Raw genomic sequence first — 15,405 nt, 5'->3', positions numbered from 1 at the left:
ACTACATTAGCACAAATTCGATTTTTTAAAAATGGCAGACGAAACTAAATACGACGAAGACAATATACGCTCACTCGATTGGAAAGAACACATCCGAATGCGTCCCGGAATGTACATTGGGAAACTCGGTGACGGTTCATCTCCAGATGATGGAATTTATATTTTACTAAAAGAAGTAATCGATAACTGCATCGACGAATTTGTTATGGGTGCAGGAAAAGTTATCGAAGTAACTATCAAAGATAAACTAGTAACCGTTCGCGATTACGGTCGTGGAATTCCTTTAGGAAAAGTCGTTGACGTAGTTTCCAAAATGAATACTGGTGGAAAGTACGATTCTAAAGCGTTTAAAAAATCGGTTGGTTTAAATGGTGTTGGTACCAAAGCGGTGAATGCTTTGTCTAATTATTTTCGTGTGGAATCGGTTCGTGATAACCAACAAAAAGCTGCTGAATTCTCCGAAGGAAATCTTCAATTAGAAGAAGAAATTGTTGAATCAACCAAGCGAAAAGGAACAAAAGTTGCTTTCATCGCTGACGAAGCTATTTTCAAAAATTATAAATACCGAAATGAGTATATTATCAAAATGCTCAAAAATTATTGTTATCTAAATCGCGGATTAACAATATATTACAACGGTGAAAAATACCTTTCGGAATTTGGATTAAAAGATTTATTAGAAGAAACCATTACTGAAGAAGATATGCAATATCCAATTATTCATCTTGAAGGTGAAGATATTGAAATTGCACTAACACACAGTAAATCACAATATTCCGAAGAATACCATTCGTTTGTAAATGGTCAAAATACAACGCAAGGTGGTACGCACTTAAACGCCTTTCGTGAAGCTATTGTAAAAACCATTCGTGAGTATTACAACAAAGGTTTTGAAGCATCCGATATTCGTAAATCAATCGTTTCTGCGGTTTCCATAAAAGTGGAAGAACCCGTTTTCGAATCGCAAACCAAAACCAAATTGGGTTCTAACGATGTTGGTCCGAATGGTCCGACGGTTCGAACCTTCATTCATGATTTTATTACAACCAAATTAGATAATTTTTTACATAAAAATCCAGAAGTTGCTGATTCGCTTTTACGTAAAATTTTACAAGCTGAACGTGAACGTAAAGAGCTTTCGGGAATAAGAAAATTAGCCAAAGACAGAGCGAAGAAATCAAGCTTACACAATAAAAAATTGCGTGATTGTCGTGTGCATTTAACCGATGCTAAAAATCCAAGAAGTTTAGAAAGTACACTTTTCATTACCGAGGGTGATTCTGCTTCGGGTTCGATTACCAAAAGCCGTGATGTAAATACTCAAGCCGTTTTCAGTTTGCGTGGTAAACCTCTGAATTCTTATGGAATGTCGAAGAAAATTGTGTACGAAAACGAAGAATTCAATTTGCTTCAAGCAGCATTAGATATTGAAGAAAGCATCGAAGATTTACGCTATAATAACATCGTAATTGCCACCGATGCTGATGTCGATGGAATGCACATTCGTTTGTTATTGATTACCTTTTTCCTTCAATTTTTCCCAGAAATGATTAAAGAAGGACATTTGTATATTTTGCAAACGCCATTATTCCGTGTTCGAAATAAAAAAGAAACCATCTATTGCTATTCAGACGAAGAGCGAAGAGATGCGATTGAAAAACTAAAACCAAAACCAGAAATAACCCGATTTAAAGGATTGGGAGAAATTTCTCCAGATGAGTTCAAGAATTTCATTGGAGAAAGCATTCGATTAGATCCTGTGATGTTAGATAAAGCTACGTCAATTGAAACGTTGTTAGAATTCTATATGGGTAAAAACACACCAGACAGACAGACGTTCATTATCAATAATCTGAAAGTCGAATTGGATAAGGAGTTGGTGGAGAAATGATGGTAGCACAAAGTTTTACAATGTAAAGCACAAAGTCACACTACGAATTTTTAAAGCATAGAGAAACTTTGTGAAAACTTAGCGTAGCATTGTGCTAAAAAATAAAATATGCAAGAAGAAAATGAAATAAGTCGAATCATTTTAGATTGTGCTTTTAAAGTACATACCAAACTTGGTTCAGGTTTATTAGAAAAAGTTTACAGAGAATGTTTGGCTTATGAACTTGCAAATTGCGGATTAGAAGTTGAGCAAGAAAAAGCTTTTCCAGTAATTTATGATGAAATAAAATTTGATTGCGGTTATAGAGTTGACATAATTGTAAATAAAAAAGTTATAATTGAATTAAAAGTTGTTGAAGATTTTACAATTGAACATACCGCTCAATGTTTAACTTATATGCGACTTTCAGATTGTAAATTAGGCTTGCTATTAAATTTTTATAAAAGATCATTGAAAGATGGTATTAAAAGAGTGATATTATAAACATTGTGAAACTTTGTGCAAAACATTGTGAAACTCTGTGATACTAAAAAAAAATTGTGAAACATTGTGAAAACTTTGAGTAACATAGGGCTACAAAAAATATGAAAGACGAAGAAGAAGATAACATTAACGAAGAAGAAACTAACGACGAGTTAGACGATTCAACCAACGATGAAAGTATAGACGAAGGCTTTGAGGACATAGTTTCAAGAGGCGGAAATCATTTTTACGAAAACGACGAGAATCCAGAAGATACCATTACCAAAGTTACAGGAATGTACAAAGAGTGGTTTTTGGATTACGCTTCCTATGTAATTCTTGAGCGTGCTGTGCCTGCGATTGAAGATGGTTTCAAGCCAGTGCAACGTCGTATTATGCACTCATTGAAAGAGTTGGATGATGGTCGTTACAATAAAGTTGCCAATGTCGTTGGACACACCATGCAGTATCATCCACACGGAGATGCGAGTATTGGTGATGCTATGGTGCAAATTGGTCAGAAAGAATTGTTGATTGACTGTCAAGGAAACTGGGGAAATATTCTAACCGGAGATAGCGCTGCGGCTTCAAGATATATTGAAGCACGTTTGTCAAAATTTGCTTTAGAAGTTTTGTATTCGCCAAAAATTACTGATTGGGGAATGTCGTATGATGGTCGTCGTGCCGAACCGAATAATCTTCCAGTAAAGTTCCCATTGCTTTTGGCTCAAGGTGCAGAAGGAATTGCGGTTGGACTTTCTACTAAAGTGTTGCCACACAATTTTAATGAACTGATTGATGCTTCGATTAAAATTTTAAAAGGAAAACCTTTTACATTATACCCAGATTTTCAAACTGCTGGTATTGCTGATGTTTCTAATTATAACGATGGTTTGCGTGGCGGACGAGTTCGTGTTCGTGCTAAAATTTCGCAATTTGATAAACAAACATTGGTAATTACTCAAATTCCGTTTTCAACCAATACATCGACTTTGATTGATAGTATTTTGAAAGCCAACGAAAAAGGTAAAATCAAAATCAAGAAAATTGAAGACAATACAGCTGCAGAAGTTGAGATTTTAATTCATTTATTTCCAGGGGTTTCTCCAGACAAAACAATTGATGCTTTGTATGCTTTCACGGCTTGCGAAACATCTGTGGCGCCTTTGGGTTGTGTTATTGAAGATAACAAACCGTTGTTCATTGGAGTTTCTGATATGCTGAAAATTTCGACAGATAGAACGGTTGAATTATTAAAGAAAGAACTCGAAATTCAATTAGAAGAACTTAAAAATAAATGGCATTTTTCTACTTTAGAAAAGATTTTCATTCGTGAAGAAATGTATATTGATTTCAAATTGTATTCTGATAGAGAATCGCTTTACGAATACATGTACAAACGATTTGAGCCATTCAAAAAATCATTTGTAAGAGAGATTGAAGACGACGATTTGCAAAAATTAACGCAAATTCCAATGATTCGTATAACGCGTTTCGATTCAGATAAAGCGGATGATTTTATTGCCAAATTGGAAGACGAAATGAAAGAAGTGCAACATCATTTAGATAATCTAATTGATTTTGCCATTGATTATTTTGCCAAATTAAAAGAGAAATACGGAAAAGGTCGCGAGCGTCAAACCGAGTTAAGAAGTTTTGAAAATATTGAAGCTACAAAGGTAGTTTTGAGAAATACAAAACTATACGTAAACAAAGAAGAAGGTTTCTTTGGAACTGGTTTAAAAAAAGATGAATATGTAGCCGATTGTTCTGATATTGATGATGTTATTGTTTTCTTGCGTGATGGAAAAATGATGGTAGCCAAAGTTGACGATAAAAAATTTGTTGGAAAAGATATTATTCACATTGCCGTTTTTGATAAAAATGACAAGCGAACTATTTACAATATGATGTATCGTGATGGTAAAAATGGTTCGACTTTTATAAAACGTTTTAATGTTTCTGGAGTTACTCGTGATAAATTTTACGATTTAACACAAGAAAAACCAGGTTCTCAAGTATTATATTTTTCTGCCAATCCAAATGGAGAAGCCGAAACAATTACCATTTTACTCCGTCAAGTAGGTAGCGTTAAAAAATTGAAATGGGATTTAGATTTTGCCGATATTGCCATAAAAGGTAGAGCTTCAAGAGGAAATACCGTTACCAAATATCCTATCAAGAAAATAGAGTTGAAGGAAAAAGGAATTTCAACTTTACGTCCGAGAAAAGTTTGGTTTGATGATACAGTTCAACGTTTGAATGTTGATGGAAGAGGAGAGTTGTTGGGTGAATTCAGACCAAATGACAGACTCTTGATTATCAATCAATCTGGAAAATTGAAAACAATTATTCCAGAATTGACAACACATTTTGATGAAGATATGATTGTGTTGGAGAAATGGCATCCTAAAAAACCTATTTCTACCATTTATTATGATGGAGAAAAAGAGCGATATTTTGTAAAACGCTTTTTGGTTGAAAACGAAAATAAAGAAGAGATTTTTATCACCGAACACGAAAAATCACAATTAGAAATTGTTTCTACCGATTGGCGTCCAATTGCTGAAATTATTTTTGCAAAAGTAAAAGGTGTTCAAAAAGAAAATCAAACTATTGATTTAGAGCAATTTATTGCGGTCAAAGGCATAAAAGCTATTGGAAATCAATTGACGACTGATAAATTAAAACAAGTTAATCTTTTAGAGCCATTGCCTTATGAAGAACCTTTTATAGAAGCTCCAGAGGAGATGAAAGTTTCTGTTGAAGATAATGTAACTGAAGATATTCAAACAGAATTAGACGAAGATGGACAAATTACTTTAAGTTTGGAATAAAAGTGAAGAAATATTTTGAAAATCATTATGTAAAGTATAAATTTGCACTATGATTTTAAAATAATTATACTGTGTCAAAAAAGCAAATAAAATATTCAAAAGCTACAAATGACAATTTGAATGTAGTAAATGAACCTGTAATGGCATATTCTTCATTTGTATCAACTAGTTTTTGGAAGTCAATTGTGTCAGGTATTTCTGTACCTATCAATAAATTGACTTCTTTAGAGAAAATGGAATTGTTAGAAAAAGGTATCAAAAAATCTGATTTAGAAAATTTTAAATTAAAAGCTCATCTAGATTATGATAAATTATCCCAAGCACTTTCTGTAACAAGAGCTACTTTAATAAATAATAAGTCAGATTTTTATAGTGAAGGTATTTCTGAGAGAATTTTGGCACTTACAGATTTATATTCTTATGGTTATGAGGTTTTTGAAGACGAAGAAAAGTTTAATTCTTGGTTATTTACATCAAATAAATCTTTAGGGAATAAAAAACCTTTTGATATAATTGATAATCAATTTGGTAGAGAAGAAATAAAAAACATTATAGGCAGAATTGAACACGGTATTTACTCTTAAATATGTTAGTATATAGAATAACCAAAGAACAATATGCAAACGATTTAAGTGGTTATGGTGCAAAATTGTATGGAGGAAGATGGAATTTAATTGGCTCTCCGTGTCTTTATACTTCACAAAGTAGAGCTTTAGCTTTGCTTGAATATTCTGTAAATGTAAACATAGATTTTATGCCTTCGAGGTTGTTTTTTTCAATTATTGAAATTAATGATCATCTAATTGAGTTTATCGATAAGAAAGATTTACCACCTATTTGGAATTCAATTCCTTCCAGTTCTTCAACTAAAATTTTCGGTTCAGAAAAATTGAGTAATTCAAATTTTCCAATTCTTCGTTTGCCTTCTGTTGTAATTTCTAATGAATATAATTTTATAATTAATCCATTAAAAATTGATTCTGAAGGTATGAAAATCATCAATATTGAAGAATACGAATTCGATTTTAGAATAAAAAAATAAAAATTTTTAAATATTTTAAAAAATTAAATAATGCCTACATTTCCATCCGATATTGAGATTGCTCAAAATGCAACTTTACAGCACATTAGAAAAATTGCTGAAAAAATAAATATTCAAGAGGACGATTTAGAATACTATGGAAAGTATAAAGCCAAATTGCCTTCAAAACTTCAAGCGGAAAATCCTAAAGGAAAATTAATTTTGGTTTCTGCAATGTCGCCTACCAAATATGGAGAAGGAAAAACTACCATGTCTATTGGTTTGACAGACGGGTTGAATTACATTGGTAAAAAAGCAATTGCAGTTTTGCGAGAACCATCGCTTGGACCCGTTTTTGGAATGAAAGGTGGCGCTGCTGGTGGCGGTTATGCTCAAGTTGTTCCTATGGAAGATATTAATCTGCATTTTACAGGTGATTTTTCTGCAATTGAAAAAGCCAATAACTTACTTTCTGCCATTATCGATAATAATCTGCAAAACCCTAAGTTTTCTTTGAATTTAGACCCAAAATCTATTACTTGGAAACGTGTGATGGATGTGAATGATCGTTCGCTACGTCAAATAATAATTGGAGTTGGTGCCAAAGCAAATGGAATAATGCGTGAAGATGGGTTCAATATAACACCCGCTTCTGAAGTTATGGCAATTCTTTGTTTGTCTAAAGATTTAGAGGATTTGAAATTCCGTTTAGGAAATATTTTTGTTGGAAAAACTTTTGATGGGAAAGCGATTTTTGCAAGAGATTTGAAAGTAGTAGGAGCGATGGCGGTTTTGCTAAAAGATGCCTTAAAACCTAATTTAGTGCAAACCTTAGAAGGAAACCCAGCAATTCTTCATGGTGGACCATTTGCAAGTATTGCACAAGGAACCAATACAGTAATCGCTACTAAAACTGGACTTTCTCTTGGTGACTTTGTAGTTACTGAAGCTGGATTTGGTGCCGATTTGGGCGCTGAAAAATTCTTCCATATAAAATGTGCTCAAAGTGGTTTGAAACCCGATGCGGTTGTTTTAGTTGCAACCTTGAAAGCAATTAAGTATCACGCAGGAATGAGCGATTATGAATTGAAAGTTCCTAATGTATCAGCTATTGAAAATGGTTTTTGTAATTTAGAAAAACATATTGAAAATATTCAGAAATTTGGAATCAATCCTGTCGTTTGCATCAACGCTTTTCCTGAAGATACTAATGAGGAATATGATAAATTGAAAGAATTGTGCTTAACAAAAGGTGTAACTGCAATTGTAAGTACATCTTTTGTTGAAGGTGGCAAAGGTTCGGCAAGACTAGCTGAAAAAGTGGTAGAAGAAATTAATAAAGGCAAGGTAAACTACAAAAGTTTGTATAAAAAATCAGATTCGATTGAATATAAGATAAATTGTGTTGCCAAAGAAGTTTATGGTGCCAATTCTGTTGAATTTTCTTCTAAATCTAGAGCACAATTGAAGATGATAAATGATTTAGGTTTTAATGAATTTTCGGTTTGTATGGCCAAAACACCAGCCAGTTTTTCTGATAATGAGAAGCTCATTGGAAGACCTACGAATTTTGACATAACAGTAAGAGAATTCGAAATAGCCAGTGGTGCAGGATTTATAGTTCCATTGCTTGGAGATGTAATGAGAATGCCTGGATTACCAGCTGTTCCAAATGCTGAAAGAATAGATATTGACAATGATGGTAGAATAACAGGATTGTCATAAAAAAAACGCTTCGATAGTCTCGAAGCGTTTAATTTATATCAAAGTAAAACTAGATTAGTTTATAGAACCTTCTAAGTCCGCTCCAGCTTTAAATTTCACTACATTTTTTGCAGCAATTTTGATAGTTTTTCCTGTTTGAGGATTTCTTCCGTCTCTAGCCGCTCTTTTAGAAACTGACCATGATCCGAAACCTACTAAAGATACTCTTCCACCTTTTTTCAAAGTACCACCTACGTTTCCTAAAAATGATTCTAATGCTAATTTAGCTGCAGCTTTAGTAATTCCAGCATCGGCAGCAATAGCGTCGATTAATTCTGATTTGTTCATAATAATAGTTTTTAATTGTTGGTTAAACATTTTTTTGTTAATCACACAAATTTAGTAGAAAATATAATCCTCGCAAGTGATTAATATCGTTTTCACTCATTTTGTTGATAAATCATAGCTTTTGTTGATAAACCCAGCTTTTTAGAGTTGTATTTTTACCATTATTTAACAAAATCATGGTCTCACAAAGCTTTAATTGTATTCAAAAATGTAATCCCGTTTAGCAAATCTGCAATTTTCATCTGCTTTTTTCCAGGAAATTGGAGGCTTAAAACCTCAATAAAGCCATCTTGTACAGCAATTTTTAATTCTTTTTTGGTGAAAATGATTGTTCCAATAGCAAATGAATGATTTTCTAAACTTAATTTTGCTTCATAAATTTTCACACTCCATTCTTCATTACCATCTTTAAACAAACACCAAGCTGCTGGATAAGGGGATAACCCAAGAATTAGATTAAGAATTTGTTTTCCTGAAACATTCCAATCAATTTTGCAATTCTCCCGATTGAGTTTATAAGCCGTTTTTATACTACTTGAATCTTTTTGAATGGTTGTAGTAACATTGCCACCTCCGATTAAAGCTAATGTTTCGACAACAGCTTCACTTCCTATTTTCAGTAATCTATCATGTAATTCTCTAGCGTTTTCGATTTCATAAATTGGTGTTTCTTTGCTCAAAATCATGGCACCTGTGTCAATTTTATCATCTATAAAGAAAGTCGTAACTCCGGTTTTAGTTTCTCCATTAATAATAGCCCAGTTTATTGGTGCTGCTCCACGATAATTGGGTAGCAACGATGCATGTAGATTAAAAGTTCCTAGTTTTGGCATTTTCCAAACAACTTCTGGCAACATTCTGAAAGCCACAACAACTTGTAAATTAGCATTCAAACTTTTTAATTCAGCTAAAAAAGTTTCGTCTTTTAAATTGGTTGGTTGCAAAAGTTTTAAATTATTTTCTAAAGCATATTCTTTGACAGCCGAATATTTTATTTTCTGACCGCGACCTGCTGGCTTATCTGCTGCCGTTAGCACTCCTACAACTTCATAATTATTTTTGATTATGGTGTCCAAAATGCCTACGGCGAATTCAGGTGTTCCCATAAATACGATTCTTAGTTTTTCCATTAATTTTAAGAGTTTTCGACTTGTTCGCCTTAGCGAAACTAATCTCAGTTTTATTTAAGTGAATATAGATTGTTTGGTTTTACAATAACAATATCTTTTTCCAATAAATCTTGAAGCGCAAAGATAACATCGTCTTTGGGTAATTTGGTCATTTTTTGAATAGCTCTCGAATTTAATTCTTGTATTTTTAACAAACTAATAATTTTTTCAGCAATTGACTTTGTACTTTTCTTAGGTACTGCTTTAGCAACACAATACGAGCAAATGCCACAATCTTCTTCTTTAATTTCACCAAAATAACGCAACAACAATTTGCTCTTGCAAGTATTTTTTTCCTTTATATAGTACAAAACCGATTTTAACTGATGTGTTTTCAATTGATTTTGGGCTTCCAAGAATTTTGAAACACGATTTATGGTTTTTTCGTCCTCGCGAACTTCATTAAAAACTATTGTAGCGTCATTATTTTTAGCGATATATTCAATAATATATTTTTCTTTCAACTTTTTTAAAACGGCCAAAACTTGATTTTCTGCTGAATTGGATTTTTTAGCAATCAATTGAAGATTGAAAGCTGTTAAGGTTTCATAAATTCCGGGATAAGTTCGTAAAATGGCTAAAATAATTTCTTCATCTTGCGGATTCAAACTCATATATCTAATGACTTCTTTACTTTCGATGATAAATTGTAACGAAATCTTTTCTGAAAATTCTTGCGAAAGAGAGATAATACCTTGTCTATCCAAAAACTGCATAGTATTATAGACTTTTAAAGTAGGAAAATTATATTTGGTACAAAATTGGTTCAAGTTAAAACTAAATTGTTCGTCAATTCCTTCTCCATAAGCGATTTGGAAGAAATTACACAGTTTGACGAAAACTAAATTTAAGAAAGATTTATCAGGTAAACTTCCCAAAAATTGTTCTTCTGCGTGAATTAAGTCAGATGAATTGGCTAATAAAATACCGTATGCTTTAGCGCCATTTCGACCGGCTCGACCTGCTTCTTGATAATAATTTTCTAAATTTTGCGGAAAATGAAGATGAATGACCGTTTTTACATTGGCTTTGTCAATTCCCATTCCGAATGCATTTGTTGCCACCATAACTTGTACTTTCTCGTCCATCCAAAGTTGCATTTGGTTATTTTTTTCTTTAGCTGATAAGCCACCATGATAAAAAGTAGCGGTAAATCCGAGTTTTTTAAGTTGTGAAACAGTATCAGAGCATGCTTTTCTATTGGTAACATATATGATAGATGGCTGCGGATTTTTACGAAGAATTTGCTCAATTATATAGAGTTTGTCTTCGATTTCAACAACCATGTATGCTAAGTTGTCTCGTGCAAATGATTTGGTATATATTGCAGGATTATTGAGTTGCAATTGCACAAAAATATCTTCTTGAACACGTTTAGTTGCCGAAGCTGTCAATGCCAAAAAAGGAACTTTTGGAAAATATTCTTTAAGCTTTACAATTTTCAAATATGAAGGTCTAAAATCGTGTCCCCATTGTGATATGCAATGCGCTTCATCAATAGCGATTAGATTGATTGGTAAATTTTTAATTCGTTCGATTATCCAATCGTTTTGTAATCTTTCGGGTGAAAGGTATAGAAATTTGTAATTTCCATATTGGCAATTGTCGAGTAAATCTATTATTTCATCTTGACGAATTCCACCTGTTAGTGCGATTGCTTTTATCCCTTTGCTTTGAAGATTTTGCACTTGATCTTTCATAAGTGCTACTAAAGGCGAAATAACTAAACAAATTCCGTCCATAATCATGGCTGGAACTTGAAAACAAATTGATTTTCCGCCACCAGTTGGCATTAATCCGAAAGTGTCTTTTCCGTTTAAAACTGATGAAATTATTTCCTCTTGCGGAGCTCTAAACGCATCGTGTTTCCAGTATTGTTGAAGGATTTCTAATGGTTTAGACATTTTTATCAATTACGAATTAGGATTTATGAATTAGGAATATTTCGTAAAAGTAATAAAAACAATAAATTATAATGAATTTAGGATAAAAAGAATGCGTTCTTCTACTGTTCCTTTTGGAACCTCTATTAGATTGTAACCGAAAGTTTGATAGGTTTCTTTTAGATGTTCAAAGATAAGTTTGGCTTGTTCGTAGTTTTCGTAACGCGCTTCGTCACTTATATATATTTCTTGCCATGGAGGCAAAACAAAGACTTTGGTATAAGTATGGTCTTTGCAGGCTTGGTCAAAAAACGAAGGATAACTATCGCCAATATAATGCATGTAAGCTAAAATATCTGGAATTCCGCGGTCTAGGAAAACAAAATCGGCTGCGTCTTGATTGGCGCTTTCAAATTGTTTTTTTCTGCCTTCAAGAAGCAATTCGCTAAAGAGTAATGGTTTTTCGAGAAAAAGTTGTTCGATTCCTTGTTTTTTGGCTTCGAGTGTTATTTGGCGTGAAATCTCAGGAAAACACGAGTAACCTTGTTCGATAAGTCCATCGATTATGGTGGTTTTTCCAGTTCCTGGCCCGCCTGTTATAACTACAAGTTCTTTTCTCAATTTTTTTTTGAAATTAGGCGCAAATTTATTGAAATGTTTTAGATAAAAGAATACGTTTTTGAAATTTTATTTTTATTCAATACAAAAATTAACTAGCCCCGATTGTAGCATCTACCATGTAGTGCGGAAAGCGGGAACATGGTACCCTAAAATACCCGAACCATTCGCTCCTAAAATTCCTAAATCATAAAATCGTAAATCCTAAATCTAAAATTGTATATTTGCTTTTATTTTCAAATTTAAGAATGGATAAGAAGACAGAAGAATTTTATGTTAGGTTAAAAGAAGAGCTAAGCTCTACATCTGAATGGCCAAGTGAATATTTGTACAAATTTATTGTGCCAACAGACCCGAAAAAAGTGGAAGAAGTTGAAAATGCTTTTGATAATATAGGTGCGGTTATCAATACGCATCAGTCTAAAACTGGAAAATACACCAGTCTTTCTATAAATGTAACAATGCAAAGCCCTGCTGATGTTGTAGAAAAATACATTGAAGTTTCAAACATTGAAGGGATAATCTCATTATAATGGTACCAAAATATATAAAAGAAAACGCCAACGATACGGTTCAGTATTTAGAATACAATGCCGAGCGTCCGCATTTAATCATTCCAGAATATGGTCGTCATTTGCAAAAATTGATTGACCAAGCTACTGCAATTGAAGACAGAGAATTGCGTAACAAAACGGCCAAATATATTATTTATGTAATGGGTGGATTAAATCCGCATTTGAGAGATGTGCCCGATTTTCAGCATAAATTATGGGATCAGTTGTTTATTATGTCTAATTTTAAGATTGATGTAGATTCGCCTTATCCTATTCCGTCGAGAGAAGTTTTACAGTTGAAACCTGAAGTTCTTCAATATCCACAGAATTTTCCTAAATACCGATTTTATGGAAACAATATCAAATATATGATAGATGTTGCTAATAAATGGGAAGAAGGGGAAATGAAAGGAGCTTTGATAAAAGTGATTGCCAATCATATGAAAAAATCGTATTTGAGTTGGAATAAAGACACTGTTACTGATGCCGTAATATTTGAACATCTTTACGAATTATCAGCTGGAACAATAAACTTGATTCAAAGTGATGAAGAGTTATTGAACACCACAGACTTGATGCGAACCAACAAGCGAGTTTCTAACAAAATTATGCCTGCTGGACAACCAAAAATTCAAAGCAATAAGAAAAAACCATTTGTTAAGAAAAATAATAATCAAAATAAAATTCAATAAGTGTTTTTTATAAAAACATTAAATCATAACCAATAATCTATGAGCGTTTTTAAAATAGAAGGTGGAAAATCATTAAAAGGAGAAATTACACCACAAGGAGCAAAAAATGAAGCTTTACAAATTTTATGTGCAGTGCTTTTAACTCCAGAAAAAGTAACTATCAATAACATTCCTGATATTATTGATGTTAATAAACTGATAACCCTTTTGGGAAATTTGGGTGTAAAAATTCAAAAAAACGGAAAAGGATCTATCACTTTTCAGGCAGACGAAGTAAATGTTGGTTATCTTGAAACTGAAGCTTTCAAAAAAGAAGGTGGTTCTCTAAGAGGTTCTATAATGATTGTTGGGCCATTATTGGCAAGATTTGGAAAAGGATATATTCCTAAACCAGGTGGTGATAAAATTGGAAGACGTCGTTTGGACACACACTTTGAAGGATTTATAAACCTTGGTGCAAAATTTAGATACGAAAGAGAAGACCATTTTTATGGTGTAGAAATGGACGGACGTTTGAAAGGCGCATATATGCTACTTGACGAAGCTTCTGTTACAGGAACAGCTAATATTGTTATGGCTGCTGTTTTAGCTGAAGGTACAACTTCTATTTACAATGCCGCTTGCGAACCTTACTTGCAACAATTATGCAAGATGTTGAACTCAATGGGTGCTAAAATCACTGGTGTTGGTTCTAATTTATTGGTAATTGAAGGTGTAGAATCGCTTGGTGGTTGTGAGCACAGAATTCTTCCAGATATGATTGAAATTGGAAGTTGGATTGGTCTTGCTGCTATGACAAGAAGTGAAATTACAATTAAAAATGTAAGCTGGGATAATTTAGGTGTGATTCCAAATACTTTTAGAAAATTAGGAATTACATTAGAACGTCGTGGTGATGATATTTACATTCCAGCTCACAAAGATGGTTATGAAATAAAAACGGATATTGACGGTTCTATCTTGACTGTTGCAGATGCACCTTGGCCAGGATTTACTCCAGATTTATTAAGTATTGTTTTGGTAGTAGCAACACAAGCACGTGGAGATGTTTTGATTCACCAAAAAATGTTTGAAAGCCGTTTATTCTTCGTAGATAAATTAATTGATATGGGCGCTAAAATTATGTTATGTGATCCTCACAGAGCGGTGGTTATGGGACATGATTTTAAATCGCAGTTAAAAGCAACCGTAATGAGTTCACCAGATATTAGAGCGGGAATTTCGTTATTGATAGCCGCACTTTCTGCTAAAGGAACAAGTACAATTCAGAATATTGAGCAAATTGATAGAGGTTACGAAAATATTGACGAACGCTTGAGAGCTATTGGTGCTAACATTGTTAGAGCTTAAAAAAACTTAAAATTACAAAAATATAAATTCCAAATTCCAATTGATGTACTACTTGGAATTTGGAATTTTTTTTTGAATATAAATGCTATTTATGGAAACATATGTAATTATTATTCTTTGTATTGCTTCTTTTTTTGCAGGTTTTGTTGATGCAATAGTTGGAGGTGGCGGATTGATACAAACTCCAGTTGCTTTGATTTTGTTGCCTAATTATGCGGTTTCATCCATTATTGGTTCTTTAAAAATTCCGGCTTTTAGTGGTACTAGTTTTGCTGCCAATCAATATTTGAAAAAAGTAGATATGAATTGGAAACTACTTTTGATAATGGCTGTTGTTGCTTTTTGCGCCGCTTTTTTGGGTTCCAATTTGCTGACAATGGTTAGTAATGATTTTATGAAACCTTTATTGCTAGTTGTACTTACTTTAATTGCCATTTACACTTTTACCAAAAAGAATTTTGGACAACATCAAGCCAAAGATTTATCATCTAATAAACAACTTTTGTATGCAGTTTTAATGAGTGTTTGTATCGGCTTTTATGACGGATTTATTGGTCCAGGAACAGGAAGTTTTCTGGTTTTGGGATTTGTAGCAATTCTTGGATTTGATTTTCTTCACGCTTCTGCCAATGCTAAAATGGTGAATTTAGCGACCAACTTTGGTTCGATTTGTCTTTTTGTTATTAAAGGAAAAATCATCTGGGCAATAGCAATTCCAATGGCGATTTGTAATGCTCTTGGTGGTTGGATTGGCGCCAAAGTTGCTATCAAAAAAGGAAATGGATTTATTAGAATTTTCTTTTTGATAATTGTAATCGGTACACTAATTCGATTTGGTTACGATGTGTTTTTTAAATAAAAAAATCCCGATTTTAC

General features: G+C 33.1%; 14 protein-coding genes. 10 read left to right on the top strand and 4 right to left on the bottom strand.

All coding sequences use genetic code 11. The annotated features are described in order from the left end of the window. Positions 1-31: 31 nt before the first annotated feature. The 6 genes from ACIQ66_RS02210 (at position 32) to ACIQ66_RS02185 (ending at position 7,936) form a co-directional block, all read left to right on the top strand. Positions 32-1,891 (top strand): DNA topoisomerase IV subunit B, encoded by a 1,860-nt coding sequence (locus ACIQ66_RS02210; RefSeq protein WP_396211176.1) that lies wholly within the window; start codon positions 32-34, stop codon positions 1,889-1,891. A 108-nt stretch (positions 1,892-1,999) separates the two neighbouring features. Then, positions 2,000-2,374 (top strand): GxxExxY protein, encoded by a 375-nt coding sequence (locus ACIQ66_RS02205; RefSeq protein ID WP_396211175.1) that lies wholly within the window; start codon positions 2,000-2,002, stop codon positions 2,372-2,374. 101 nt (positions 2,375-2,475) lie between these two features. Continuing rightward, on the top strand, positions 2,476-5,190 hold the full coding sequence (locus ACIQ66_RS02200) for a DNA gyrase/topoisomerase IV subunit A (RefSeq protein ID WP_396211174.1): 2,715 nt from the start codon (positions 2,476-2,478) through the stop codon (positions 5,188-5,190). Positions 5,191-5,261: 71 nt separating this feature from the next. Continuing rightward, positions 5,262-5,774 carry an antitoxin Xre/MbcA/ParS toxin-binding domain-containing protein gene (locus ACIQ66_RS02195; RefSeq protein ID WP_396211173.1) on the top strand — a complete coding sequence of 171 codons (513 nt, stop codon included), beginning with the start codon at positions 5,262-5,264 and terminating at the stop codon, positions 5,772-5,774. Positions 5,775-5,776: 2 nt separating this feature from the next. Beyond that, positions 5,777-6,232, top strand: a complete 456-nt coding sequence (locus tag ACIQ66_RS02190; protein ID WP_396211172.1) for an RES family NAD+ phosphorylase — start codon at positions 5,777-5,779, stop codon at positions 6,230-6,232. A gap of 30 nt (positions 6,233-6,262) precedes the next feature. Next, positions 6,263-7,936: a formate--tetrahydrofolate ligase gene (locus tag ACIQ66_RS02185; protein WP_396211171.1), complete on the top strand. Its 1,674-nt coding sequence runs from the start codon at positions 6,263-6,265 to the stop codon at positions 7,934-7,936. Between the two features lie 54 nt (positions 7,937-7,990). On the opposite strand, the gene ACIQ66_RS02180 is transcribed toward ACIQ66_RS02185, so the two are convergent. The 4 genes from ACIQ66_RS02180 to ACIQ66_RS02165 form a co-directional block, all read right to left on the bottom strand. Continuing rightward, on the bottom strand, positions 7,991-8,293 hold the full coding sequence (locus ACIQ66_RS02180) for an HU family DNA-binding protein (RefSeq protein ID WP_396211170.1): 303 nt from the start codon (positions 8,291-8,293) through the stop codon (positions 7,991-7,993). A 152-nt stretch (positions 8,294-8,445) separates the two neighbouring features. Further along, on the bottom strand, positions 8,446-9,393 hold the full coding sequence (fmt, locus tag ACIQ66_RS02175) for a methionyl-tRNA formyltransferase (RefSeq protein WP_396211169.1): 948 nt from the start codon (positions 9,391-9,393) through the stop codon (positions 8,446-8,448). Between the two features lie 50 nt (positions 9,394-9,443). After that, the gene (locus tag ACIQ66_RS02170) at positions 9,444-11,336 is read right to left on the bottom strand and encodes an ATP-dependent DNA helicase RecQ (RefSeq protein WP_396211168.1); all 1,893 of its coding nucleotides are present in this window, start codon (positions 11,334-11,336) and stop codon (positions 9,444-9,446) included. Between the two features lie 66 nt (positions 11,337-11,402). Continuing rightward, positions 11,403-11,936: an AAA family ATPase gene (locus ACIQ66_RS02165; RefSeq protein ID WP_396211167.1), complete on the bottom strand. Its 534-nt coding sequence runs from the start codon at positions 11,934-11,936 to the stop codon at positions 11,403-11,405. Between the two features lie 245 nt (positions 11,937-12,181). Between ACIQ66_RS02165 and ACIQ66_RS02160 the strand changes: the two genes are divergently transcribed. The 4 genes from ACIQ66_RS02160 (at position 12,182) to ACIQ66_RS02145 (ending at position 15,388) form a co-directional block, all read left to right on the top strand. Continuing rightward, entirely contained in the window at positions 12,182-12,466 is a 285-nt protein-coding gene (locus ACIQ66_RS02160; RefSeq protein WP_396211166.1) for a DUF493 family protein, read from the top strand. Next, positions 12,466-13,179 carry a DUF4290 domain-containing protein gene (locus ACIQ66_RS02155; protein ID WP_396211165.1) on the top strand — a complete coding sequence of 238 codons (714 nt, stop codon included), beginning with the start codon at positions 12,466-12,468 and terminating at the stop codon, positions 13,177-13,179. Before ACIQ66_RS02160 ends, ACIQ66_RS02155 begins: the two co-directional genes overlap by 1 nt. A gap of 39 nt (positions 13,180-13,218) precedes the next feature. Further along, entirely contained in the window at positions 13,219-14,529 is a 1,311-nt protein-coding gene (murA, locus tag ACIQ66_RS02150; RefSeq protein ID WP_396211164.1) for a UDP-N-acetylglucosamine 1-carboxyvinyltransferase, read from the top strand. Positions 14,530-14,620: 91 nt separating this feature from the next. Further along, entirely contained in the window at positions 14,621-15,388 is a 768-nt protein-coding gene (locus tag ACIQ66_RS02145; protein WP_396211163.1) for a sulfite exporter TauE/SafE family protein, read from the top strand. Positions 15,389-15,405 lie beyond the last annotated feature (17 nt).

The organism is Flavobacterium sp., from assembly GCF_044377315.1.
Lineage (GTDB): Bacteria > Bacteroidota > Bacteroidia > Flavobacteriales > Flavobacteriaceae > Flavobacterium.
Note: the sequence above shows the minus strand (reverse complement) of the source record. Positions and strands in the feature narration are given on the sequence as shown.